Below are 23,961 nucleotides of genomic sequence, written 5' to 3'. Positions count from 1 at the left end.
GCGTTCACCGTCCTCGGCGAGCACGTGAAGTGGGCCGACATGTTCGGCAACCTGCTCGGGCTGTCCGCGCTCGCGCTCGGCTGGCGCCGTTCGGTGTGGAGCTGGCCGGTCCAGCTCCTGTCCGGCGCCGTGCTGATCACCGCCTACCTCGGCGGCCACGTCCCCGGTCTGATCGGCAAGCAGCTGATCGTGGTCGTCACCGCCGCCTGGGGCTGGACCCAGTGGCGGCGGGGGCGCCGGGACACCGGCACGATCGCCGTCCGGTTCGCCACCTGGCCCGAGCGGGCCGCCCTGGTGGCCGGCACGGCGGCCGGCACCGTCGGTCTGGCCCTGCTGTTCCAGTCCTACCCCAGCCTGTCCTGGAGCCCGTGGTCGGACGCCTACATCTTCGTCGGCACGCTGGCCGCGATGGTGGCCCAGGCCCGCGGCTGGCTGGAGTTCTGGTTCGCCTGGATCGCCGTCGACGTGGTCGGCGTCCCGCTCGCCTTCAACAGCGGCTACTCCTTCTCCGGACTCACCTACTCGATCTACTTCGTCCTGGTGCTGCTCGGCCTGCGCTCCTGGTGGCTGAGCACCCGTGAGCCGCGCGTCCAGTCCGCCACCGTCCCGCAGGGAGTCACGGCATGACCGAGAACCAGACCGACGGCCTCGAACTCGTCCTCGACCCGGTCGAGCGGGCGATCGCCGACATCGCGCTCGGCCGCGCCGTGATCGTGGTCGACGACGAGGACCGCGAGAACGAGGGCGACATCGTCTTCGCCGCCTCCGCGGCCACCCCCGAGCTGATGGCCTTCACCATCCGCTACAGCTCCGGCGTGATCTGCACCCCGATGACGGGGGAGGAGCTGGACCGCCTCAAGCTCCCGCCGATGACGCAGGTCAACGAGGACCGCAAGGGCACCGCCTACGCCGTCTCGGTGGACGCCCGGGACGGGGTGGACACCGGCATCTCCGCCGCCGACCGCGCCCGCACCGTCCGGCTGCTGGCCTCCTCCGGCACCGAGCCGGGCGACCTGACCCGCCCCGGGCACGTCTTCCCGCTGCGCGCGGTCGAGGGCGGCGTGCTGGTGCGGCCGGGCCACACCGAGGCCGCCGTCGACCTGGCCCGGCTCGCCGGGCTGGCGCCGGCCGGCGCGATCGCCGAGGTGGTCAACGACGACGGCACGATGGCCCGGCTGCCCGAACTGGTGGCCTTCGCCCGCGAGCACGGCCTCGCGATCATCTCCATCGAGGACCTGATCGCCTACCGGCGCCGCACCGAGCTGCACGTCGACCGGGCCGCCACCACCGCCCTGCCCACCGTCCACGGCGAGTTCACCGCGGTCGGGTACCGGGGCACCATCGACGGCGTCGAGCACATCGCGCTGGTGGCCGGCGGCCTGGGCGCCGACGGCCGGCTGCCCGAGGACGAGGACGTCCTGGTCCGGGTCCACTCCGAGTGCCTGACGGGTGACGTCTTCGGCTCGCTGCGCTGCGACTGCGGCCCCCAGCTGGAGGCCTCCCTGGAGCGGGTCGCCGAGGCCGGCCGCGGCGTGGTGCTCTACCTGCGCGGCCACGAGGGCCGCGGCATCGGCCTGGCGCACAAGCTGCGCGCCTACGAGCTCCAGGAGCAGGGGCGCGACACCGTCGACGCCAACCTCGACCTCGGACTGCCGGCCGACGCCCGGGACTACAGCATCGCGGCGCAGATGCTGGTGGACCTCGGGGTCCGCTCGCTCACCCTGCTCACCAACAACCCGGACAAGCTGACCGCGCTCACCGAGCACGGCCTGAAGGTCAAGGGGCGCGAGGCGGTCGAGATCGCGCCGGGTGAGCACAACCTGCGCTACCTGCGCACCAAGCGCGACCGGATGGGCCACGACCTGCCCGGCCTCGGCTCCTGAACTCCCCCCGCCCCACAGCGACACCACGACACCACGAACCACGACGGACAGGAAGTACCCCCATGAGCGGCCACGGAGCCCCCGAGCTGACCATCGACGGCGTCGCCGACCTCAAGGTCGCGGTCATCGCCGCGCAGTGGCACGACCAGGTGATGAACGGCCTGCTGGACGGCGCCCACCGGGCGCTCAAGGAGCTGGGCATCGCCGAGCCGACCGTACTGCGCGTCCCCGGCACCTTCGAACTGCCGGTCGCCGCCAAGCGCCTCGCCGACCGCGGCTACGACGCCGTGATCGCGCTCGGCGTCGTGATCCGCGGCGGCACCCCGCACTTCGACTACGTCTGCCAGGCGGCCACCGCCGGCCTCACCCAGGTCAGCGTCGACACCGGTGTCCCGGTCGGGTTCGGCGTGCTGACCTGCGACAACGAGGAGCAGGCGCTCGACCGCGCGGGCCTGCCGGGCTCCGCCGAGGACAAGGGGCACGAGGCCGTCACCGCGGCCGTCGCCACCGCCGCGGTGCTGCGCGCCGCGCTCTGACCGCAGCGCTCCGGCGGCCGCGCCGGAGCGACCGCGCCACCACCGGCGCCCCCGCACGACCTGCGCGCCGACCCCCCGGACCGTGGACGTCCACCGGACTGTCCACGGTCCGGGACCGTTTACCGCCCGTCAGCCCGCACGCCGTATGGTGAGTCCATCATGGCTTCGAAGACATTCGAGGAGCTCTTCGCCGAGCTCCAGCAGAAGGCCGCCACCGGCGACCCCTCGTCCTCCCGCACCGCGCAGCTCGTCCAGCAGGGCGTCCATGCGATCGGCAAGAAGGTCGTCGAGGAGGCCGCCGAGGTCTGGATGGCCGCCGAGTTCCAGTCGGACGAGCAGACGGCCGAGGAGGTCTCCCAGCTGCTCTACCACCTTCAGGTGATGATGATCGCCCGTGGGCTGACGCTCGACGACGTCTACAAGTACCTCTGAGACCGGCCCGGAACCGCACACCCCTCCCAACAGGTAAGGAACCAACCTCCCATGCTGCGCATCGCCGTCCCCAACAAGGGTTCTCTCTCGGGTCCCGCGGCGGAGATGCTCCATGAGGCCGGCTACCGCCAGCGGAAGGACCCCAAGGAGCTCGTCCTCGTCGACCCGAACAACGAGGTGGAGTTCTTCTTCCTGCGCCCGCGCGACATCGCCGTCTACGTCGGCTCCGGCCGGCTGGACGTCGGCATCACCGGCCGCGACCTGCTGCTCGACTCGCACTCCAACGCCGAGGAGGTGCTCGCCCTCGGCTTCGCCGGGTCGACCTTCCGATTCGCCCGCCCCGAGGGCGTCGACGTCGAGGACGTGAAGGGCCTGGAGGGCCTGCGGATCGCCACCTCCTACACCGGCCTGGTCGAGCAGCACCTGGCCGACCACGGCGTGAAGGCGACCGTCACCAAGCTGGACGGCGCGGTGGAGACCGCGGTCCAGCTCGGCGTCGCCGACGTGATCGCCGACGTCGTGGAGACCGGCACCAGCCTGCGCAACGCCGGCCTGGAGGTCTTCGGCGAGCCGATCCTGATCTCGGACGCCGTGGTGATCCGGCCCAAGGGCGCGGGCGACGACCCGGCGGTGGAGCAGTTCCTGCGCCGCCTCCAGGGCGTGCTGGTGGCCCGCCGCTACGTGCTGATGGACTACGACATCCGTGCCGAGAAGGTCGGCGCCGCCGTGGCGCTCACCCCGGGCCTGGAGTCGCCGACCGTCTCCCCGCTGCACACCGAGGGCTGGGTCGCGGTGCGGTCGATGGTGCTCCGCAAGGAGGCGCAGCAGATCATGGACGACCTCTGGGGCATCGGCGCCCGCGCCATCCTGGTCACCAACATCCACGCCTGCCGCCTCTGACCTGCCGGTCGTCACCGGGGTAAGACACGGTTGAATGGGGCGGGGGCGCCGAGCGGCGCCCCCGCCCCATCGCTGCGAGCACCCCGGAACGGCCGGACGGCCCGCCGCAGTCGAACCGCCCGAAGCACCCACCGGAGATCCCCCGTGTCCACGCCGCCCGTCGAGTTCCCCGTCACCTGGGCGCCGCGCCGCACCCGCGCCGTGCTGCTGCCGGTCTGCGCCCTGCTGGTGGTGCTGTTCGCCGCGATGGCCGTGCTGCTGCCGGCGAACTGGCAGCTCAACGACCGGATCATGATGGTGTCCAGCGGCGTGCTGTTCGCGGCCGTCGGCCTGATGCTGGCCCGCCCGCGGGTCCGCGCCGACGCGCAGGGCGTGACGGTGGTCAACTTCGTCCGCAGTCGCCGGCTCGCCTGGGCGGAGATCGTCCGGGTCAACTTCCGCCAGGGTGACCCGTGGGCCACCCTCGACCTGGCCGACGGCACCTCGCTGGCCGTGGTCGGCATCCAGTCCGGGGTCGGCAAGGCCCAGGCCATCGCGGACGCCCGCGCCCTGCGCGACCTGGTCGAGCAGCACGCCGCCTGAGCGACGCGAGGGGACGGGGGTCCGTCCGGCCCTCCACCCCGCGGTCCCTCCACCCCGATCGGCTCCCGTCCCGGCCGGCTCCCGGCCGGCTCCCGTCCGCCCCCGTCCGGCCCTCGACCGGAGCGCCACCCGGCCTGGGATTCCGGGGCAGGTGCGTCCGAACACCCTTCCTACCGTCGCCCGGGTATGGTCTACGCTGGTAAAAGCGGGGCAAAGTCCCCGCCCTTTCCGACCCGACCTGAGGAGTGACACCCCCCCTCGATGGACGATCCGTCCGGTAGTACCCACGCCGTCGACCTTCCCCCGAGCGGAAGGCAGGCGGCACTGTGATCACCGCCTGGCTGCTGTTGCTCGCAGCCCTCCTGCTGATCCTCGCCAACGGCCTCTTCGTGGCGGCCGAGTTCGCCTTCGTGACCGTCGAACGCGGTGCGGTGGAACGTTCCGCCGGGAGCGGCGACGCCAAGTCCGCCCGCGTCTCCCGGGCCCTGCGGCACCTCTCCTTCGAGCTCTCCGGCGCCCAGCTCGGCATCACCGTCACCTCGCTGGTGGTCGGCATGCTCGCCGAGCCGGCGCTGTCGACCCTGCTCGGCCCGGTCATGACCGGCATCGGCGTGCCCGAGTCGGCCGCCCGCGGCACCGCCGTGATCGTCGGCATGGTGCTGGCCACCGTCGTGCAGATGGTGATCGGCGAGCTGGTCCCGAAGAACTGGGCGATCTCCCGCCCGCTCCAGGTGGCCCGCGCGGTCGCCGCCCCGCACATGGCCTTCTCCTTCGTCTGCCGCCCGCTGATCAGCTTCCTCAACGGGGCGGCCGACCGGACGGTGCGCGCCTTCGGCGTCGAGCCGCAGGAGGAGCTGGACCACGCCCGCACCCCGGCCGAACTGGTCTCGCTGGCCCGCCACTCGGCCAAGGCCGGCGCGATAGACGAGGAGTCGGCGACCCTGTTCGTCCGCACCCTCGGCCTGGGCGAGCTCACCGCGGAGTCCGTGATGACCCCGCGGGTCGACGTCGCCGCCCTGCAGCGCGACGCCACCGCCTCCGACGTGGTCAACCTGACCCGCGCCACCGGCCTGTCCCGCTTCCCGGTCTACGCCGACAGCCTGGACGAGGTCACCGGCATCGTGACGCTCAAGGACGCGCTGGCCGTCCCGGCCGCCCGGCGCGGCCTGGTCCGGGTGGCCGAGCTGGCCTCGGCGCCGCTGCTGGTGCCCGAGACGCTGCCCGCCGAGCGGCTGCTCGACCGGCTGCGCCGCCTTCAGCCGATGGCCATCGTGGTCGACGAGTACGGCGGCACCGCCGGTGTCGTCACCGTCGAGGACATCGTCGAGGAGATCGTCGGCGAGGTGCAGGACGAGCACGACCCCGCGGACCGCCCCGAGCTGTTCCCGCTGCCCCCGGTGGACGGCCTGCCGGTCTGGGAGGCCGACGGCCGCGCCCGGATCGACCAGCTGGAGGCCATCGGCCTGAACGCCCCCGACGGCCCGTACGAGACCCTGGCCGGCCTGGTCGCCGACCTGCTCGGCAAGCTGCCCGCGGTGGGTGAGCAGGCGGTGCTGCCGGGCTGGCGCTTCACCGTGACGGGTGTCGACCGGCACCGCACCAGCCAGGTCCGGGTGGAGCGCACCAGCGCTCCGTCCGTGTTCGACGACAACGACGGGGACGACCGATGACCGCGCTCCAACTGGCCGTCGCCGTCCTGCTGCTGCTGGGCAACGCCTTCTTCGTCGGCGCCGAGTTCGCCGTGGTGTCGGTGCGCCGCAGCCAGATCGAACCGCTCGCCGAGGCGGGCCACAAGCGCGCCCGCACGGTGCTGCACGCCCTGTCCAACGTGTCCGCGATGCTGGCCGCGGCCCAGCTCGGCATCACCGTCTGCTCGCTGGGCCTCGGTGCGCTCGCCGAGCCGACCATCGCGAGCCTGCTGGAGGGTCCGTTCCACGCGATCGGCGTCCCCTCCGGCCTGATGCACCCGCTCTCCTACGGGATCTCGCTCGCCGTCGTGGTCTTCCTCCACATGGTGATGGGCGAGATGGTGCCGAAGAACATGGCGATGGCCGGCCCGGAGAAGGCCGCGCTCTGGCTCGGCCCGCCGCTGGACCGGCTGGCGCGCTGGCTCGCCCCGGTCATCCGGATGCTGAACTCGCTGGCCAACGGCGTGCTGAAGCTGTTCCGGGTCGAGGCCAGGGACGAGGTCGAGTCGGTGTTCACCACCGAGCAGCTGATGTACCTGCTGGTCGACTCCCGGGACGCGGGCCTGCTCGACGAGGGCCGCCAGGAGCGCCTGGAGGACGCCCTGGAGCTGGGCCACCGCCCGGTCACCGAGGTACTGCTCAAGCCCGAGCAGCTGGTCACGGTGGACACCAAGGTGACCGCCGCCGAGGTCGAGGAGCTGGCGCTGCGCACCGGCTTCTCGCGCTTCCCGGTCACCGACGGCGACCCGGCCGGCCACGGCTACCTGGGCTACCTGCACCTCAAGGACATCCTCGACGTGGACGACCCGTCCGCGCCGGTCCCGGCCCGCCTGTGGCGCCCGATCACGGTGCTGCGCGGCAGCCTCCCGCTGGACGACGCGCTGGGCGCGATGCGCAGGGCGACCTGCCACCTGGCCGCCGTGCTGGACCAGGACGGGCGCACGCTCGGCGTGGTCACGCTGGAGGACGTGCTGGAGGAGCTGGTGGGCGAGATGCACGACCCCGACCACCGCTCCGCCGCCTGAGGTTCCCGGTTCCGCCGACGGCGTGTCCGCCGTCGGCGATTCTGCCCAGAGCAGGGAGCCGTTCCCATGCCGGCCACCCCGGGGCAGGGTGGTCGGCATGAGGCTTCTGCTGCTGGGTGGAACGAAGTTCGTCGGACGGGCCGTCGCCGAGGAGGAGCTGGCCAGGGGCTGGGAGGTGACGGCCCTCAACCGCGGCACGCGGCCCGCGCCCGAGGGCGTGCGGGTGGTGCGGGGCGACCGCACCGCCGAGGGCGGGCTCGCGGCGCTGGCCGCGGGGGAGTGGGACGCGGTGGTGGACACCTGGTCCTGGGCCCCGGCGGCGGTGCGCGACAGCGCCCGCCTGCTGAACGGCCGGGTGGGGCACTACGCCTACGTCTCCAGCCGCTCCGTGTACGCCTACCCGTCGGGGGCCGGGGCGGACGAGTCGGCGGGGGTCGTCGAGGCCTCCCCGGACGCCGGGGAGGGGACGCCGTACGCCGAGGCCAAACGCGGTGCCGAGCTGGCCCTGGAGGCGGAGTTCGGCGGGAGCGCCCTGCTCGCCCGGGCCGGGCTGATCCTCGGCCCGTACGAGGACGTCGGCCGGCTGCCCTGGTGGCTGAACCGGATTGCCCGCGGCGGCCCGGTGCTCGCCCCCGGTCCGCGTGACCTCGCCCTGCAGTACGTCGACGCCCGCGACCTGGCGAGCTGGACCCTGGACGCCGCGGCGGCCCGGCTCGGCGGGGCCTACAACGTGGTCAGCCCGGCCGGGCACACCACGATGGGCGGGCTGCTGGAGGCCTGCGTGCGGGCCACCGGCTCGGACGCGCGGCTGCGCTGGACCGACCCCGAGCGCATCCTGGCGGCCGGGGTGGAACCGTGGACGGAGCTGCCGGTCTGGCTGGCGCCCGGGGAGCTGTACGACTTCCTGCACGGCGCGTCGGTGGAGCGGGCGGTGGCGGCCGGGCTGCGCTGCCGCCCGGTGGCCGAGACGGTCGAGGACACCTGGGCCTGGCTGCGGTCGCTCGGCGGCGGTGCCCCGCAGCGCGCCGACCGCCCGAAGGTCGGGCTGGACCCGGAGCGCGAGGCGGCGCTGCTGCAGGGCTGAGCCCCGGCCCCGGGAGCCGGGTCCGGCCGCGGGGAACCCCTCTCGGCCCCGGGGCCGATAGCACCCCCGGGAGCCGTGGACCGGCCGCGCGGAGCCGGGGCCCGGCAACGCGGAGCAGGTCTCAGCCGCGGCCGTCGATCAGCTCCCCGTAGGCCTGGACGAGGTCGGGCAGCCGCAGGGTCGCCAGGTCCTCGCGGCCCGGCGGCTCGCGCAGCAGCGAGAGCCGCAGGTCGCGGTAGGCGCAGGACTTCTCGTACAGGGTGCGGATGAACCGGCCGTTGCCCAGTTCGTCGATCCAGCCCTCGCGGACCACGTGGGTGCAGATGCTGGCGAGCTCCTCGGCCGCGTCCTCGTCCCAGCCGTCGCCGTCCCGGCCGGCCAGGGCCGCGCCGATCGCGGTCAGTTCGCTCGGGCGGTAGCTGGGGAAGTCCACCCGGGTGGTGAACCGGGAGTTGAGGCCGGGGTTGGTGGCCAGCAGCCGGTTCATGCCCTCGGGGTAGCCGGCCAGGATCACCACCAGCCGGTCGCGGTTGTCCTCGGCGCGCTTCAGCAGCACCTGGAGCGCCTCGTCGCCGTAGGCGTCGCCCTTGGTGTAGCCGGAGTTGGAGAGGCTGTAGGCCTCGTCGATGAACAGCACGCCGTCCAGGGCGGAGTCGATCAGCTCGTTCGCCTTGACCGCGGTCTGTCCGAGGAACTCGCCCACCAGGTCGGCCCGTTGGGCCTCGACCAGGTGGTCGCCGGAGAGCAGCCCGAGGGCGTGGAAGACCCGGCCGAGGATCCGGGCCACGGTGGTCTTGCCGGTGCCGGAGGGCCCGGAGAAGACGAAGTGGCGCTTGGGCGGCTGGACGGGCAGGCCCTGCGCGGCCCGGAGCCGGGACATCCGCAGCTGCGCGGACAGCGCCCGGACCTGGCGCTTGACCGGCTCCAGGCCCACCATCAGCGCGAGTTCGGCCAGTGCGGCGTCCAACTCGTGTTCGTCGTCGACCGGTTGGGCGGCCGTCGGGGAGGCCGCCCGCGGCTGGGCCTCGGCGTGGACCGGGAGCGGCGCCTGGGCGGCGGAGCCGGCCGGCGCCCCGGACCGCTCGCCGGCCGCCTGCGGTGCGGCGCCCGTCGGCGGGCCGTCGCTCCGGGGCGGGCCGTCCCCGAAGCCCGTCCCGCCGGTGAAGGCCGGCCCCTCGGTGTACGCGGTGGCCCCCTCGGGGTACCCGGCCGGGTCGGGGTACCCGGACTCCCCGGACTCCGCGGCGAGGTCGGCCGGGTCGGCGAAGCCCGTGAACCCGGTGGCGCCGTCGTCGAAGCCGCCGGCCCCGGCGTACCCCGTGCCGTCCTGGAACTCCGCCCCCTCCGGCCCGAGTTCCTCGATCCCGGCGGATCTGCCGCCGGCCGGCGGGCCGCCGGTCAGCAGGCCGTCCGCGAGGCCGTCGGTGAGTCCGTCCGCGAGGCCGTCCTCCGCCGCGATCGCGGCCAGCCGGGCCGCGGTGTCCATGAACACCGGGTCGGCCCGGTGCACCGCCCGGTAGAGCGGCAGTGCGGCGGCACTGCGCCCGGCCCCCTCGTAGGCCCGGGCCAGCCAGTACCGCAGCTCCTTGCGCTGCGGCTGCTCCGAGCGGCAGCGGGCCAGCGAGGCGGCCAGCGGGGCCTGGGCCTGGGCGCACATGTCCAGCCGGACGCGGGCCATGCCGGCGAACAGGCCGGCCTCGATGCCGAGCAGCGGGTCGTCCAGCAGCCGGTCGGTGTCCCGGATCAGCTGTTCCCAGTCCTTCAGCAGGTAGGAGCGGCAGGCGTAGAGGAACTGGGCGGACGGGTCCTCGCTGGGGGCCGGGCACTGCTCCAGCGCGCGGTCCAGCTCGGCCAGGTGCCGGCCGTCCAGCCAGTGCGAGGCGTGGGCCAGGGCCAGGTCGCGGGCGTCCTCCAGGACGGGCTGCACCCACCAGCCGAGCCAGTACCAGGAGCTCAGTGAGCGTCGGTGCCGGCGGCGCTGTTCGCCGAACCGTTTCTGGTTGCGGTACATGGCCAGCAGTGCGGCCGAGGTGTCGCTGCGCAGCGCGTGCAGGCCGAGCCAGGCGTCGGCCATCCCCGGATCCAGCCGGACGGCCGCACGGAACTCCTCCTCGGCGCGCGCGTACGCGCCGGCCGTGTAGGCGTCCATGGCACGCAGCCAGGCGCGGTCGGCGAGCAGGTCCGGGCCGCCCGCGTTGCTGTCGGAACTGTCCACCGTCGTCACTCACGCCCCCCGCGGTGTGGCCCGGGGCTCGGTGGCGGTCGCCTTCGCGCTGCCGGGCCGGTGGTCGGATGCCCCCGGGCGCATATGCGCCTGCCAGGAATCGTACCGGGGCGGAGCTGATCCGGAAGGGTGCCGCACGGGGTCAAATGCGATCGCGCGCGCGGCCGTTGAGCGGGTGCGGGCTCGTTCCGGCGGTGGGGGAGCGGGATTCGGAAGGGGACCGGACGGCGCCCCCGACTCACGGGGGAACAAGCCGGGGGCGCCGGGTCCGAGGCGGCCGGAACATCCCGTTCCGGCAGCTGAGGAGAACCTAAGTCCTGGCGATACCGCAGGTCAAGGGCTTGTTGAAGGTTCACCGACGGTGCCCGGCGTGATTCGTCCGGTCACCCCGTCGACCTTCGTCGCCGCGTGCGGGCGGCTCGGGTCCGCGGCGAAATGCGCCGATTCGGCCCGGGCCCAGTCCGCCCAGAAATCGGCCAGTTCCGGACCGTCCCGCCGCTCGCCCCGGAGGCGGGCCGCACCGGCGTCCAGCTCCATCCAGATCACCCGGGCCAGCCACGGCCGCACCGCCCGCCGTCCGGCCCCGACGCCCTCCACCAGCACCACCGGGGCGGCCGGCACCGGGGCCGTCCCCTCGAAGCGGCGCAGCGTCCAGTCGTACACCCGGTACGCGGCGCCCCGGCCCGCCGCCAGCGGTTCCAGCACCTGCTCGCGCAGCCGCTCCGTCCAGCCGAACGGCTCGGCGTGGGTGGCCAGGTCGTCGAGGTGGACCACCGGCGCCCCGTCGAGCGCCGCGGACAGCCGCCCGGCGAAGGTGGTCTTGCCGGAGCCCGCGTGCCCGTCCACCGCGACCAGCCGCACCGGGCCGCAGGACGGCGGCAGTGCGCGCAGCTCCGCCGCGAGGGCGCCCATCGCGGGGCCGTACTCGGGCGGGACGGCGGAGGCGGGGGTTCCGGAAGCAGCCACAACGGCAACCCTACGGTGCCGTAGCCAACCACTCCGGCCAGTTCCACCAGACCGATCGTGACGGAGCCGCCGGTTTCCGGCATACTTCGCAGCGCCCCGCCTGTGAACGGCCGTTCACCGCAATCCGGTGCCGGTCGGGCCGACCTGCCACACCCGCGCCGGACCCGCCACACCACGGTCCCGGCGCCCGATCGAGGAGGCGACCGCCGCCATGACCCCGTCCCCCGCGAAAGCCGTGGAGCGCCAGCTGCCCAGCGAGGAGGCCCGCGAGCTGCTGAGCCTCACCCGGGACCTGGTCCAGCGGGAGCTGCAGCCCCGCGCTGCCGAGGACGAGGCCGCCGGGCGCTTCCCGCGGGAGGTCTTCCGCACCCTCGGCGAGGCCGGCCTGCTCTCCCTCCCGTACGACGAGAAGTACGGCGGCGGCGAGCAGCCCTACGAGGTGTACCTGCAGGTGCTGGAGGAGCTCGCGGCCGGCTGGCTCGCCGTCGGCCTCGGCGTGAGCGTGCACACCCTCTCCTGCCACGCGCTGGCCGGCTTCGGCACCGAGGAGCAGCGCGCGCAGTGGCTGCCCGGGATACTCTCCGGCGAACAGCTCGGGGCCTACTGCCTCTCCGAGCCGCAGTCCGGCTCGGACGCCGCCGCGCTGCGCACCCGCGCCGACCTCGACGGCGACGCCTACGTGGTCAACGGCACCAAGGCGTGGATCACGCACGGCGGTCAGGCGGACTTCTACAGCGCCCTGGTGCGCACCGGCGGCGAGGGCCCCAAGGGCATCAGCTGCCTGCTGCTCCCCGGCGACGTGCAGGGCCTGTCGGCCGCGCCGCCGGAGCACAAGATGGGCATGAAGTCCTCGCCCACCGCGCAGCTGCACTTCGACGGCGCCCGGGTGCCGCGGGAGCGGCTGATCGGCGAGGAGGGCCAGGGCTTCCAGATCGCCCTCGCCGCGCTCGACTCCGGCCGCCTCGGCATCGCCGCCTGTGCGGTCGGCGTCGCGCAGGCCGCGCTCGACCTCGCGGTGGACTACGCGCGCACCCGCCGCCAGTTCGGCCGCCCGATCGCGGACTTCCAGGGCCTGTCCTTCATGCTCGCCGACATGGCCACCCAGATCGAGGCCGGGCGCGCGCTCTACCTGTCCGCCGCCCGACTGCGGGACGCGGGCCGGCCGTTCTCCAAGGAGGCGGCGATGGCGAAGCTGTTCTGCACCGACGCCGCGATGCGGGTGACCACCGACGCCGTCCAGGTCCTCGGCGGCTACGGCTACACCCAGGACTTCCCGGCCGAGCGCTACATGCGCGAGGCGAAGGTGCTGCAGATCGTCGAGGGCACCAACCAGATCCAGCGCCTAGTGATCGGCCGCCACCTCACCAAGGGCTGACCTCCCGCGAACCGCGGGCCTGCCTCCCGAACCGCGGGCCTGCCTCCCGAACCGCCGGCCTGCCTCCCGAACCGCCGGCCCGCCCCCCGAACCGCCGGCCGGCCCGCCGAACCGGGGCCGGCCCGGCGGGACCGAGGGCTGACCTCCCGAACGGCCTCCGGCCGTCACTCCAGGGTGCGGAGTGACGGCCGGAGGCGTGTCCGGGCCGGGGCCGGGCCCCGGCGGGTCAGCGGCGGACGAGGCGGCGGCGCTGCTCGGGGATCACCGGGGTGACGGCGGCGGTGCGCACCGGCCGGTGCGCCACCGCGTGCGAGAACGGCTGGGTGCGCCAGTCGAGTTCGGTGGGGAGCGCGAACAGTGCGGCCAGGCCGGTCGGTTGGGCGTCGTCCGGGGTCTCCACCTCGGCCAGGTCGTCGGTCGGCGTGCCCGAACCCGGGCAGAGCGCGGGGGCGAAGGGGTTCCAGGCCGTTGGCAGCAGCGCGTGCTGCGGCAGCCGCTCCTCGTCGGCCACCAGGGCGATCGGGCGGCGGCACTCGGGGCAGTGCACCCGGAAGATGTCCCAGGTGTCGGCCTCGCCCGGGTCGACGCCCGGCGCGAGGTCGTGATCGACCGCGAGGTCGTCGCGGCCGGTCGTATCGTCGGTCTCGTCGGCGCCCAGGGCACGCTGGTCAGTCGGCATGAGGATCCCCCTCGGATCGGGCCCGGCGTGGTCGCCCGGGGCCACAACCAGCACTTCCCTGTGATCCGGGCTCATAACCCTGCGGTCAGGTGCACCGTGATGCACCGGGTGTGTCCTTGGCCACATCGGACGCCACATTCACCCGGCATGTGCCGTGCGGACACCCGCCGTCGCCCCGGCCGCCCACCGGATCGCCCCCGTGCGCCCTTGACCGGAAGCCGGGGGCGCGCCCCGGGCCGGGGCGTTGCGTGACGCCGCGTGCGCCCCCCGTGCCCCGACCGGGTAGGTTTGCGCACTGTGGAAGACCTCGACCAACGCATCGTCCAGCTGCTCCTCGAGGACGGCCGGATGAGCTACACGGACCTGGGCAAGGCCACCGGCCTGTCCACCTCGGCGGTGCACCAGCGGGTGCGCCGCCTGGAACAGCGCGGGGTGATCCGCGGGTACACCGCGATCATCGACCCGGACTCCGTCGACCTCGCGCTGACCGCGTTCATCTCGGTCAAGCCCTTCGACCCGAGCGCCCCGGACGACACCCCCGAACGGCTGGCCGGCCTCCCGGAGATCGAGGCCTGCCACAGCGTCGCCGGTGACGAGAACTACATCCTCAAGGTCCGCGTCGGTGCCCCCGGCGACCTGGAGGACCTGCTCGCCCGCATCCGCAGCGCGGCCGGCGTCTCCACCCGCACCACCGTCGTGCTCTCCACCCCCTACGAGGCCCGACCCCCGAAGCTCTGAGGGCGAACCCCGCGGGTGCAGACTTGGCGGCATGACCGAACGCACCCTCCCCCCGCGCCCGTCCTCGGGCCGGAGCGGCCCACGAACCGTCCTGCTGCGCGGCGGCGCCGTCTACAGCCCCGCCGACCCCTTCGCCACCGCGATGCTCGTCGAGGGCGAGCACGTCGCCTGGGTCGGCAGCGACGGCGCCGCCGAGGCGTACGCCGCGACGGCCGACGAGATCGTCGAGCTGGACGGCGCCCTGGTCACCCCCGCCTTCGTCGACGCCCACGTGCACGCCACCGCCACCGGCCTGGCGCTCACCGGCCTCGACCTCACCGGCAGCCCCTCGCTGGCCGCCGCCCTCGCCGCCGTCACCGCCTTCGTCGAGGAGCGGGGCGAAGCCGACGGGGTGCTGCTCGGCCACGGCTGGGACGAGACCGGCTGGCCCGAGGGCCGCCCGCCCACGCTCGCCGAACTCGACGCGGCCGCCCGCGGCGCCGCGCTCTACCTCTCCCGCACCGACGTGCACTCCGCGCTCGCCACCACCGCGCTGCGCGCGCTCACCACCGGCCTGGCCGAGTGCGCCGGGTACGCGGCGGAGGGCCCGCTCACCAAGGACGCCCACCACGCCGTGCGGCAGACCGCGCTGGCCCGCCTGACGCCCTCGCAGCGGCGCCGGGCCCAGCGGGCCACCCTCGCCAGGGCCGCCGAACTCGGCATCGGCGCGCTGCACGAGTGCGCCGGCCCGCAGATCTCCTCGGAGGCGGACCTGAGCGCCCTGCTGGCCCTGGCCGCCGAGGGCGACGGTCCCGAAGTGTTCGGCTACTGGGGAGAGTTGGGCGGCGTCGAGACGGCCGCTCGGCTCGGCGCGGTGGGTGCCGGCGGCGACCTCTTCGTGGACGGCGCGCTCGGCTCGCACACCGCCTGCATGCACACCCCGTACGCGGACGCCGAGCACACCGGCACCGCCTACCTGACCGCCGAGCAGGTCGCCGACCACGTGGCGGCCTGCACCGAGGCGGGGATCCAGGCCGGCTTCCACGCCATCGGCGACGCGGCCGTGGCCGCCGTCGTCGACGGCGTCCGGGCGGCCGGCGAGCGGGTCGGCGCGGCCCGGGTCAGGGCCCTGCGCCACCGGGTCGAGCACGCCGAGGCGCTGGACGACAAGAGCATCGCGGCCTTCGCCGAGCTCGGCCTGACCGCCTCCGTCCAGCCCGCCTTCGACGCCGCCTGGGGCGGCCCGGAGGGCATGTACGTCCGGCGCCTCGGCGCCGAGCGGGCCGCCGCGCTCAACCCCTTCGCCGCCCTGCTGCGGGCCGGCGTCCCGCTGGCGTTCGGCTCGGACGCGCCGGTCACCCCGCTCGACCCCTGGGGCACCGTCCGCGCCGCGGCCTTCCACCGCACCCCGGAGCACCGGATCTCCGTCCGCGCCGCCTTCACGGCGCACACCCGCGGCGGCTGGCGCGCGATCGGCCGCGACCAGGACGGCGTGCTCGTGCCCGGGGCCGTCGCCAGCTACGCGATCTGGGCCGCCGACGAGCTGGTCGTGCAGGCCCCGGACTCCCGGGTGGCCGGCTGGTCCACCGATCCGCGCTCCGGCACCCCCGGCCTGCCCGACCTCACCCCCGGGCGCCCGCTGCCGGCCTGCCTGCGCACCGTCGTCCGCGGCCGCACCGTCCACCGGGCCTGAAATCCCCCCGGGCCGGTGGTTCGGAAGCCGGCCCCTAGGTTGGCCGGTATGACGACCGACCCACTGGTGCCCGCCGACTTCACCGTCCCGCGCGAGCTGCTCGCCCCGGAGTTCCGCCTGGAGCCCCTGGGCGAGCAGCACAACGCCTCCGACCACGCCGCCTGGACGGGCAGCATCGCGCACATCCGGGCCACCCCCGGCTTCGCCGGCCGCCGTTGGCCGCCCGTCACCGGGATGACCCTCGAACGGAACCTCGCCGACCTGCGCCGGCACGCGGCCGACTTCGCCGCCCGGACCGGCTTCGCCTACACCGTCCTGGAGCCGGACCGGGACGAGGTGATCGGCTGCGTCTACGTCTGCCGGGACCGCGAGGACCCGGCGGTCGTGAACGTCAGTTCCTGGGTCCGGGCCGACCGGGCCCACCTGGACGCCCCGCTGCACCGCGCCGTGTCCGCCTGGCTCGCCGGCCGGTGGCCGCTCGGCCCGATCCGCTACGCCGCCCGCTGACCAGCGGGCCCGGGGCCCGGGGCAGGGGGCGCGGGGCCGCCCCCGGGCCGCCGGTCGCCCATCACCCTGACCTCACGCTTCCCTGGCGTTCCGGGGTACCTTCTTCGGACAGCGTCCGAACAGCAACACGCAGGAAGATGGTGCGCCGGTGGCCATGCCCGTCACCCAGGAGCGGTCCGGGGCCGCACCCGAGCCGGCCGAGCCGGCGCCCGCGCCCGGCCGGGTCACCCGCGCGCTCGCCCGGGTCCGCGCCGGGCTGCCCCGCACCGGCCTGGCCGCGCTGGCCGGACTGCTGCTGGCGCTCGCCTTCCCGCCCTTCGACCTGTGGCCGCTCTCGCTGCTGGGCGTCGCCGCGCTCTCGCTGCTCACCCGCGGCCGCACCGCCCGCCAGGCGGCCTGGACGGGCTTCGCCTTCGGCCTGCCGTTCTTCCTGATGCTGCTCAGCTGGCTGCGGGTGGTCGGCTGGGACGCGACGGTCGGCCTGTCGGTCGTGGAGGCGCTGTTCCTCGCCGTGCTCGGCAGCGGGCTGGCACTGACCTCCCGGCTGCCGGCCTGGCCGCTGTGGGCGGCCTGCCTGTGGATCACCCAGGAGTGGGCCCGGGACCGGCTGCCGCTCGGCGGCTTCCCGTGGGGGCGGCTGGCCTTCGCGAACACGGCGACCCCGTACACCCCGCTGGCCGCGCTCGGCGGCGCCCCGCTGGTGACCTTCGCGGTCGCCCTCTCCGGCGCCCTCCTGGCCTGGGCGGCGCTGCGCCTGCGCGGGCCGGGCCGGGCCCCGAAGGCGGCCGCGCTGGCGGCGCTGGGCGCGGTGGCCGCGCTGCTGGCCGGCTACCTGGTGCCGGTGCCGACCGCGGCGGCCGACACCGTGAAGGTCGCCATCGTGCAGGGCAACGTGCCCAACCCGGGCATGGACTTCCTCGGCCGACCGATGATGGTCCTGAACAACCACGCGGTGGCCACCGAGCGCCTCGCCGCGGACATCAGGGCCGGCAGGGTCGAGCGCCCGGACATCGTGATCTGGCCGGAGAACTCCTCCGACCTGGACCCGTTCAGCGACCCGCTCGCCTACCAGCGGATCGACCAGGCGGTGAAGACCGTCGGCGTGCCCACCCTGGTCGGCACCCTGGTGGACGGCCCGGACGCCCAGCACGTCCAGAACGAGGGCATCGTGTGGGACCCGAAGACCGGCCCGGGCGCCTCCTACACCAAGCAGCACCCCGTCCCGTTCGGCGAGTACGTGCCGTTCCGCGCCCAGCTGATGAAGGTGATCACCCGCCTCCAGCGGGTCGCCCGGGACTTCTACCCCGGCGACCACAACGGCGTGATGCAGCTCGGCCCGGCCCGGATCGGCGACGTGATCTGCTTCGAGGTCGCCTACGACGAGATCGTCCGGGACACCGTGGACAGCGGCGCCCGCGTCCTGGTCGTCCAGACCAACAACGCGACCTACGCCAGGACCGGCCAGCCGGAGCAGCAGCTCGCGATGAGCCGGCTGCGCGCCGTCGAGCACGGGCGGGCCGTGCTGATCGCCGCGACCAGCGGCATCAGCGCGGTGATCTCCCCGGACGGCACGGTGCAGCAGCGCACCGAGGAGCTGACGCCGGCCGAGCTGTCGGCGACGGTCCCGCTGCGCGACGGCACCACGGTGGCGGACCGGGTCGGTGCCGCGCCGGAGTGGACGCTGGCCGTCGCGGGCCTGCTGGCCTGCGGCGCGGGCGTACTGGTCGGGCGCCGCCGCAGGGCCGCCGCCGGAACACCGGCCGCGACGGATTCGTTGGACCAGGTGGTGCCGTAGCCGGCCCGGACCTCCCGTGCGGCGCGCAGAGCACCGCCTGGAGTGGATCCGTACCGTGACCGAGCAAGCCGCCCCCACCCGTCCGGCCCCGCGCGGAAGGCTCCGCCGGCTGCTGCCGTTGCTGATCACCGCCTGGCTGGTGCTGGAGATCTGGCTGCTGGTCCAAGTGGGCTCGTGGCTGGGCGGATTCGTCGTGCTGCTGCTGCTCGTCGCGGGCGCGCTGATCGGCGGCTCGCTGATCAAGCGGGCCGGGCTGAAGGCGCTGTCCGCGGCGATCGAGCAGAGCAAGGACCCGAAGTCCCAGCAGCCGCAGACCGGGACGAGCATGACGGTGCTGGCCGGCGTGCTGCTGATCGTCCCGGGCTTCCTGTCGGACGCGCTGGCGCTGACCCTGCTCTTCCCGCCGACCAGGGCGCTGTGGCGGGCGGCCGGCCGCCGGGTGGCCGACAAGGCCCTGCGCAGCACCGCCGCCGCCGGGTCCGCCCCGTTCGCGGACGCGATGCGGCTGCAGGAGCAGCTGCGCATCCACCGCCCGGACGGCAAGGTGATCCAGGGCGAGGTGGTGGAGCCGGGCGCCGCTCCGCGGGACCAGCAGGGCCCGGACACCACCTACCGGCCGCCGATCGCCGGCTGATCCGATCCTCCCCCTCCGCCCCCTCCGCTCCTCCAGCCCGAACGGCCGCGCCCGGCGGGCCGTCCGGCGGCCGGGCGGCCCGCCCCGGGCGGGGCCGGAGGACGCGAAAGGGACCCTGGTGACCAGGGTCCCTTTTCGCGTCCTCCCGCCGTGGCGGGAGAGAGATCAGGCGCTCTTGCGGGTGTCCCGCGGATGCACCGCGAGGTTCATCCCGCCGGAGCGGAGCACGGCCAGCCGTTCGGCCAGCACCTCCTCCAACTCCTCGCGCGTCCGGCGCTCCATCAGCATGTCCCAATGGGTGCGCGTGGGTTTGACCTTCTTCTCCTCCGGCTCGTCGCCGTCGAGAAGTGCTGCCTCCTGGCCACAGAAGCGACATTCCCAGGTCGCGGGGATCTCCGCCTCGACCGAGAAAGGAACCTCGAATCGGTGTCCGTTCTGACATGCGTACTCGACGGTCTGGCGGGGAGCCAGATCGATACCGCGGTCGGTCTCGTAGCTAGTGGCCCCGAGTCGCGTGCCGCGGAGAGCTCGCTCGCTCATGAATCGTGCCTCCCGGGCTTATGGCCCACAGGACTAGTGGTCGCTGTTCTTCGTCGTTCGGTCAACGCTCGGCTTCCGACGAAGATTCCCGTCCCGGGACATGCGTCGTCTGTCGTGCCGCCCCTGTTTGTACCCACCGGCGCCCGATTTGTCACATCTGGCCGCGGATATCACCCCAGGTGTCACCTATTTCACATCTGGTGATCGGTCGGCCTTTCCACCACGAGCGTACCGGGACGGGATTCGACGCCCGTCGCCGCCCCCGTCCCCGGGCGGTTACGAGATCGGACGGGAACGGATCATCGGTTCGTCCTTGCCGAGGGCGACCGGCAGGGTGAGCGGCGATCCGTCGGCCCGCAGGGCCGTCGGCGGGTGCTCCGGCCGGGGCGGCAGGTCGGCGGCGGCCTCGGTCCGGGTGTCGCGGTGCGGCAGCAGGGCGATCACCGCGTCCCGCAGCGGGGCCGGGGCCTCGTCGTCGAGCGGGTCGACGGTGGTGGGCACCTGGAGCCGGACGGGCGCGCCGTTGCCGATCCGGGCGTAGCCGCGGCCGACCGGGGCGTGCGCGGCGGGCACGATGTCGAGCGGGGCGCCGAGCGCGGCGTGGCCCTCCTCGGGGCCGGCGGGGCCGAGCACCACCCGGGCCCGGGTGGTGGCCCGCACGGTCGGGGTGATCCGGTCCCGGGCCTCGAGGTCGTCGGCGATGACCACGGTGACCCGGGCGGCGCGGCCGTGCCGCAGCGGCAGTTCGAGCAGGTCCTGCGGGTCCGGCCGGCCCTCGGCGTGGGCGAGCTCGCTCAGCTCGGTCGGGTGGTCCAGCAGCAGCCAGAGCGGCCGGGTGACGTCCTCGGGCGGGGCGGTGCCGGCGTGCCGGGAGGCGTTCAGCGCGGCGAGCCGGCGGTCGGTCTCCTGCACGGCCCACTCCAGGGCGGCGAGTGCGCCGTGCAGGCTGGTCTCCACCGTGTGCACGCCGGGCCGGTTGACCAGGCAGGCGTGCTCGCCGGTGCCCGCGCCGTCGATGACCACCAGGTCGGCGTACGGCAGGGCCTGGAGCGCGACGGAGCGGATCAGGCTGGAGGTGCCGTAGCCGGTGACGCCGAGCGCCAGCAGGTGCGGCTCGGCCGAACGGGGGCCGGTGCGCCAGACCACCGGCGGCTGCTGGGCGATCGCGCCGCCCCGGGAGACCGGGATGGTGCGGGCGGTGCCGTCCTCGTCGGTGAAGCCGAGCACGATCTCGCCGGGGGCGGCCACGAAGCGCTGGGCGACGATGTCGGTGGGCAGCGGGGTGAGCGCGGCGATCCGCAGCCGGTTGGACTCCTCGTCCCAGTCGAAGCGGTACTCCCGGGCCCGGCCGGCCTTGCCCTGGACGACCTGCTCGATCCGGGCCCGGGCGGTGGGCTCGGTGTCGGTGAAGTACGCCGGGTAGCCCAGCTCCAGCCGGGAGAGCCGGCCCTCGGCGTCGAACTCCCAGGAGCCGAAGGCGTCCTTGTAGCTGCCCTCGAAGTGGTACAGCGGGTTGGCGTCCTCGGGGCCGCACAGGTAGGGGGTGAGCGCCGCGTAGAGCGCGCCGAGCTTGACGTCGGCGACGTCCGGGGCGGCCGGTGCCGGGGCCGCCTTGGGGGCCCGGCCGGCCCAGGCGGCGCTGGCCATCAGGGCGATCAGCGCGAACAGCAGGCCGTGCGGCAGCAGGTAGACGCCGACCGCCATGGCGGCGACCAGGAACAGCGTCGGGCCGCGGCGCTCCTTGGGGGTGGTCTGCCAGCGGTCCTTGGTCCAGCCGGCGTGGTGGCGCAGTCCGCGGCCGATCACGGAGAGCGGGGCGAACATGTCGGAGGCGTGGTCCCCGGCGGTCCGGGCGATCTCGCGACCCTTGCTGAGGTGGCGGTTGAGCGGCATTCCTTGACTCCCCGGGCGGGTGGGACGGGTGGGGTGGCGGGGGCGGGGCCGGTGGTACGACGGGGCCCGGGGCGGTGGGATCCGCGCCCGGGCCCGTACGGGGGAGTGACGCGCCCTAGAACCTCAGGCCGCCGAGCAGGCTCGCCAGGCTGGCGCCGCCCGCGGTGATGCTCGGGGCGATCGAGGAGCCGGCGATGTAGAAGCCGAGGAGGGCGCAGACGATGGCGTGGGAGACCTTTAGTCCGTCCCTGCGGAAGAACAGGAAGGCGATGGTGCCGAACAGGACGATGCCGGAAATCGAGAGGATCACGCTCTGCTCCTCGGGGAGGGGGACAGGGACGGTGTCACGGAAAGTGCCTTAATCGTGACAAAAAGTAATAGATGATGGAACGGGGCAAATGGGTGGTTTCCCGCCCCGATACCGTCCTGGAGTCCGGACGGAGGTATGCGAACCGGCCCGGGTGGGGCCGTATCCGCGCCGTTTCGGCGCGGCGAGGCATTCCCGCCGCGGGGGGCGGGGGTTTCCCGGCGGTCGGGGAAGTTCGCCCGAACGGCCCCGGAGCGTTCCGGCACACGTGTCGCACCGGCCGGGCGCCGTCCGGAATCCGGACGCACGCTGGCCCGCGCCGCCGCCCGGCCGCTACGGTGCGGTACGCGCAGCACCCTCCACCCGCAGACCGGAAAGGCCGCCGCCATGACCGACGCTCACCAGCAGCCCGCCGACGCCCCCGACGCCGAGGTGATCGCGCTCGCCGGGAAGCTCTTCGACGCGGCCCGGGCCGGCGAGACCGACACCCTGGCCGCCTACGTCGACGCCGGCGCGCCCGCCGACCTCACCAACGACCGCGGCGACACCCTGCTGATGCTCGCCGCCTACCACGGCCACGCCGCCACCGTGGAAGCCCTGCTGCAGCGCGGCGCCGACCCGAACCTCGCCAACGACCGCGGTCAGACCCCGCTCGCCGGCGCCGTCTTCAAGGGCGCCGAGGACGTGCTGACCGTCCTGCTCGCCGGCGGTGCCGACCCGGCCGCCGGCACTCCGAACGCGCTCGACACCGCCCGGATGTTCGGCAAGGACGACCTGGTCGCCCGGTTCGAGGCCCGCTGACTCCCCGCCGTAGGCTCTTTCCTCATGAAGAGCACCACCGCGGCGGCGGACACCGTCGAGTTCCGCGTCACCGGCTACGCCCACCCCGATGCCCAGGCCCTCTCGGCGGAGGTCCAGCAGGAGTACGTCCGCCGCTACGGCGACCCCGACGAGACCGTGATGCACGCCGAGGACTTCGAGGCGCCGTCCGGACTGTTCCTGATCGCCTACCTGGGGGGCCGGCCGGTCGCCTGCGGCGGCTGGCGGGCCAAGCAGGCCGGGCCGGACGGGGTGCGCGACGGTGACGCGGAGATCAAGCGGATGTTCGTGATCCCGGCCGCCCGCGGCCGCGGCCTGGCCCGGGCGGTGCTGCGCCACCTGGAGCGGACCGCCGTCGAGGCCGGGCTCACCCGGGCCATCCTGGAGACCGGCACCGAGCAGCCGGAGGCCGTGGCGCTGTACGAGTCCGAGGGGTACGCGGCGATCCGGAAGTTCGGCATCTACCGCGAACACCCGATGAGCATCTGCCTCGGCAAGGAACTGTCCGCGACGGCCTGATCCGCCCGCCCGCCGGGTAGGCTCCCCCGACACCTCCGAGGGGGACGGATGAGCCACCGAGCACCCGGAGCCGAGCGGCTCCCCGCCCTGGCCGCGCCCGGCGGGGAGCTCGACCGGCTGGTCGCCGACGGCGCCCGCACCGTCGGCGCCGGCGCCGTGTGGGCCGTCGGCGACGCCCGAGGCCGGATCGGCGGCGGCGCCCACGGCGTGCTCGGCCGGGGCCGGCACGCCCGGCTCGCGGCCGGCCCGGACACCCGGTACGACCTCGCCAGCCTCACCAAGGTCGTCGCGCTCTGGCCCTGTGCCGGGGCGCTGTGGCAGGCCGGCCGGCTCCCGCTCGACGAGCCCCTCGGCCGGTGGTGGCCGCCTGCCGCCGGGCACCCCGTCGGCGTGGTGACGGTACGTCAACTCCTCGCCCACACCGCGGGAATGCTCCCGTACACCGGCTTCGAGCAGCGCTACGGACGCGACCTCGCGGCGATCCGGGCCGGGGTGATCGCCGCCCCGCTGCACCGCCCGCCCGGGACGGCCGTCGAGTACACCGACCGCGCCGCCGTGCTGCTCGGCCACCTCGTCGAGGACCTCGGCGGCGCCCCGCTCGACCGGCTCGCCGACCGCCAGGTCTGGCGGCCGCTCGGCATGACCGACACCCGGTACGGGCCGCTCGACCCCGCCGAGGCCGACCGCACCGCACCCACCGAGTACGACGAGCGGACCGGGGCCCACCTGTGCGGCGTCGTCCACGACCCCTCCGCGCGACTGCTCGGCGGGGTCTCCGGAAACGCCGGGGCCTTCTCCACCGCCCGCGACCTCGCCCGCTTCCTCACCGCGGTGCTCGCCCCGCCGGCCGGGCCGCCCTGGGGCGAACCCTGGATCGCCGAGTCGCTGCGCGAGCAGACCGGGGGCCTCGCGCCCGCCCGCGGCCTGTCCTGGCTGTACGCCCCCGGCACGGAGCCGGCCGAGGGCACCTTCGTCCACTACGGCTTCACCGGCACCGGCCTCTGGGTCTCCCGGCGGCTCGGCCGCTGGGCGCTGCTGCTCACCAACAAGGTGCACTACGACCGCGGGATCCAGCCGCTCACCGACCTGCGCAACGCCTACCGCCGGGCGGTGTTCGGCCAGGGTTCCCCGAGCACGCCCTGACCGGGCACCGCCGCCGGGCG

General features: G+C 74.7%; 24 protein-coding genes. 18 read left to right on the top strand and 6 right to left on the bottom strand.

Annotated features, from left to right (window positions below; genetic code table 11):
- The first annotated feature begins 39 nt into the window (after window positions 1-39).
- The 9 genes from ACIA8Q_RS14300 (at window position 40) to ACIA8Q_RS14260 (ending at window position 8,130) form a co-directional block, all read left to right on the top strand.
- Entirely contained in the window at window positions 40-627 is a 588-nt protein-coding gene (locus ACIA8Q_RS14300; RefSeq protein WP_360208150.1) for a nicotinamide mononucleotide transporter family protein, read from the top strand.
- The gene (locus tag ACIA8Q_RS14295) at window positions 624-1,883 is read left to right on the top strand and encodes a bifunctional 3,4-dihydroxy-2-butanone-4-phosphate synthase/GTP cyclohydrolase II (RefSeq protein WP_360208075.1); all 1,260 of its coding nucleotides are present in this window, start codon (window positions 624-626) and stop codon (window positions 1,881-1,883) included. Before ACIA8Q_RS14300 ends, ACIA8Q_RS14295 begins: the two co-directional genes overlap by 4 nt.
- A 62-nt stretch (window positions 1,884-1,945) precedes the next feature.
- Window positions 1,946-2,419: a 6,7-dimethyl-8-ribityllumazine synthase gene (gene ribH, locus ACIA8Q_RS14290; protein WP_360208072.1), complete on the top strand. Its 474-nt coding sequence runs from the start codon at window positions 1,946-1,948 to the stop codon at window positions 2,417-2,419.
- Between the two features lie 159 nt (window positions 2,420-2,578).
- Window positions 2,579-2,851, top strand: coding sequence for a phosphoribosyl-ATP diphosphatase (locus ACIA8Q_RS14285; protein ID WP_030242547.1), 273 nt, complete (start codon window positions 2,579-2,581; stop codon window positions 2,849-2,851).
- A gap of 51 nt (window positions 2,852-2,902) precedes the next feature.
- Window positions 2,903-3,751 carry an ATP phosphoribosyltransferase gene (hisG, locus tag ACIA8Q_RS14280; RefSeq protein WP_360208070.1) on the top strand — a complete coding sequence of 283 codons (849 nt, stop codon included), beginning with the start codon at window positions 2,903-2,905 and terminating at the stop codon, window positions 3,749-3,751.
- Between the two features lie 144 nt (window positions 3,752-3,895).
- Window positions 3,896-4,333 carry a PH domain-containing protein gene (locus tag ACIA8Q_RS14275; protein ID WP_360208067.1) on the top strand — a complete coding sequence of 146 codons (438 nt, stop codon included), beginning with the start codon at window positions 3,896-3,898 and terminating at the stop codon, window positions 4,331-4,333.
- 326 nt (window positions 4,334-4,659) lie between these two features.
- Window positions 4,660-6,003 carry a hemolysin family protein gene (locus tag ACIA8Q_RS14270; protein ID WP_360208064.1) on the top strand — a complete coding sequence of 448 codons (1,344 nt, stop codon included), beginning with the start codon at window positions 4,660-4,662 and terminating at the stop codon, window positions 6,001-6,003.
- Window positions 6,000-7,046: a hemolysin family protein gene (locus tag ACIA8Q_RS14265; protein ID WP_360208062.1), complete on the top strand. Its 1,047-nt coding sequence runs from the start codon at window positions 6,000-6,002 to the stop codon at window positions 7,044-7,046. Before ACIA8Q_RS14270 ends, ACIA8Q_RS14265 begins: the two co-directional genes overlap by 4 nt.
- A 97-nt stretch (window positions 7,047-7,143) precedes the next feature.
- On the top strand, window positions 7,144-8,130 hold the full coding sequence (locus ACIA8Q_RS14260; RefSeq protein ID WP_396317234.1) for an NAD-dependent epimerase/dehydratase family protein: 987 nt from the start codon (window positions 7,144-7,146) through the stop codon (window positions 8,128-8,130).
- Between the two features lie 121 nt (window positions 8,131-8,251).
- On the opposite strand, the gene ACIA8Q_RS14255 is transcribed toward ACIA8Q_RS14260, so the two are convergent.
- Window positions 8,252-10,279 carry an AAA family ATPase gene (locus ACIA8Q_RS14255; protein WP_396317271.1) on the bottom strand — a complete coding sequence of 676 codons (2,028 nt, stop codon included), beginning with the start codon at window positions 10,277-10,279 and terminating at the stop codon, window positions 8,252-8,254.
- Window positions 10,280-10,687: 408 nt separating this feature from the next.
- Window positions 10,688-11,266, bottom strand: a complete 579-nt coding sequence (locus ACIA8Q_RS14250; RefSeq protein ID WP_360208146.1) for a hypothetical protein — start codon at window positions 11,264-11,266, stop codon at window positions 10,688-10,690.
- Between the two features lie 265 nt (window positions 11,267-11,531).
- Here ACIA8Q_RS14250 and ACIA8Q_RS14245 point away from each other — a divergent pair, with 265 nt between their 5' ends.
- Window positions 11,532-12,695 (top strand): acyl-CoA dehydrogenase family protein, encoded by a 1,164-nt coding sequence (locus tag ACIA8Q_RS14245; RefSeq protein ID WP_360208056.1) that lies wholly within the window; start codon window positions 11,532-11,534, stop codon window positions 12,693-12,695.
- Between the two features lie 226 nt (window positions 12,696-12,921).
- Here the strand turns inward: ACIA8Q_RS14245 and ACIA8Q_RS14240 are convergent, their stop codons facing one another.
- Window positions 12,922-13,374, bottom strand: a complete 453-nt coding sequence (locus ACIA8Q_RS14240; RefSeq protein WP_360208054.1) for a hypothetical protein — start codon at window positions 13,372-13,374, stop codon at window positions 12,922-12,924.
- A 297-nt stretch (window positions 13,375-13,671) separates the two neighbouring features.
- Here ACIA8Q_RS14240 and ACIA8Q_RS14235 point away from each other — a divergent pair, with 297 nt between their 5' ends.
- The 5 genes from ACIA8Q_RS14235 (at window position 13,672) to fxsA (ending at window position 18,720) form a co-directional block, all read left to right on the top strand.
- On the top strand, window positions 13,672-14,112 hold the full coding sequence (locus ACIA8Q_RS14235; protein ID WP_030243361.1) for an Lrp/AsnC family transcriptional regulator: 441 nt from the start codon (window positions 13,672-13,674) through the stop codon (window positions 14,110-14,112).
- Window positions 14,113-14,143: 31 nt separating this feature from the next.
- Window positions 14,144-15,784, top strand: coding sequence for an amidohydrolase (locus tag ACIA8Q_RS14230; protein WP_396317233.1), 1,641 nt, complete (start codon window positions 14,144-14,146; stop codon window positions 15,782-15,784).
- A gap of 48 nt (window positions 15,785-15,832) precedes the next feature.
- Window positions 15,833-16,291 carry an N-acetyltransferase gene (locus ACIA8Q_RS14225; RefSeq protein ID WP_396317232.1) on the top strand — a complete coding sequence of 153 codons (459 nt, stop codon included), beginning with the start codon at window positions 15,833-15,835 and terminating at the stop codon, window positions 16,289-16,291.
- Window positions 16,292-16,445: 154 nt separating this feature from the next.
- On the top strand, window positions 16,446-18,086 hold the full coding sequence (lnt, locus tag ACIA8Q_RS14220; RefSeq protein ID WP_387899811.1) for an apolipoprotein N-acyltransferase: 1,641 nt from the start codon (window positions 16,446-16,448) through the stop codon (window positions 18,084-18,086).
- A 55-nt stretch (window positions 18,087-18,141) separates the two neighbouring features.
- Window positions 18,142-18,720 (top strand): FxsA family membrane protein, encoded by a 579-nt coding sequence (fxsA, locus tag ACIA8Q_RS14215; protein ID WP_360208045.1) that lies wholly within the window; start codon window positions 18,142-18,144, stop codon window positions 18,718-18,720.
- 165 nt (window positions 18,721-18,885) lie between these two features.
- On the opposite strand, the gene ACIA8Q_RS14210 is transcribed toward fxsA, so the two are convergent.
- From ACIA8Q_RS14210 to ACIA8Q_RS14200, 3 genes are all read right to left on the bottom strand, one after another.
- Window positions 18,886-19,260, bottom strand: a complete 375-nt coding sequence (locus tag ACIA8Q_RS14210; RefSeq protein ID WP_355365562.1) for an RNA polymerase-binding protein RbpA — start codon at window positions 19,258-19,260, stop codon at window positions 18,886-18,888.
- 276 nt (window positions 19,261-19,536) lie between these two features.
- Window positions 19,537-21,153 carry a hypothetical protein gene (locus tag ACIA8Q_RS14205; protein WP_387899809.1) on the bottom strand — a complete coding sequence of 539 codons (1,617 nt, stop codon included), beginning with the start codon at window positions 21,151-21,153 and terminating at the stop codon, window positions 19,537-19,539.
- A 115-nt stretch (window positions 21,154-21,268) separates the two neighbouring features.
- Window positions 21,269-21,463 carry a hypothetical protein gene (locus ACIA8Q_RS14200; RefSeq protein ID WP_360208039.1) on the bottom strand — a complete coding sequence of 65 codons (195 nt, stop codon included), beginning with the start codon at window positions 21,461-21,463 and terminating at the stop codon, window positions 21,269-21,271.
- A gap of 384 nt (window positions 21,464-21,847) precedes the next feature.
- Between ACIA8Q_RS14200 and ACIA8Q_RS14195 the strand changes: the two genes are divergently transcribed.
- Genes ACIA8Q_RS14195 through ACIA8Q_RS14185 form a run of 3 tightly spaced genes read left to right on the top strand, consistent with a single transcriptional unit; the run spans window position 21,848 to window position 23,941 of the window.
- Window positions 21,848-22,261, top strand: coding sequence for an ankyrin repeat domain-containing protein (locus ACIA8Q_RS14195; protein ID WP_360208036.1), 414 nt, complete (start codon window positions 21,848-21,850; stop codon window positions 22,259-22,261).
- Between the two features lie 24 nt (window positions 22,262-22,285).
- Entirely contained in the window at window positions 22,286-22,798 is a 513-nt protein-coding gene (locus tag ACIA8Q_RS14190) for a GNAT family N-acetyltransferase (RefSeq protein WP_360208033.1), read from the top strand.
- Window positions 22,799-22,846: 48 nt separating this feature from the next.
- On the top strand, window positions 22,847-23,941 hold the full coding sequence (locus ACIA8Q_RS14185; protein ID WP_396317231.1) for a serine hydrolase domain-containing protein: 1,095 nt from the start codon (window positions 22,847-22,849) through the stop codon (window positions 23,939-23,941).
- Window positions 23,942-23,961 lie beyond the last annotated feature (20 nt).

The organism is Kitasatospora sp. NPDC051705, from assembly GCF_044453265.1.
GTDB lineage: Bacteria > Actinomycetota > Actinomycetes > Streptomycetales > Streptomycetaceae > Kitasatospora.
Note: the sequence above shows the minus strand (reverse complement) of the source record. Positions and strands in the feature narration are given on the sequence as shown.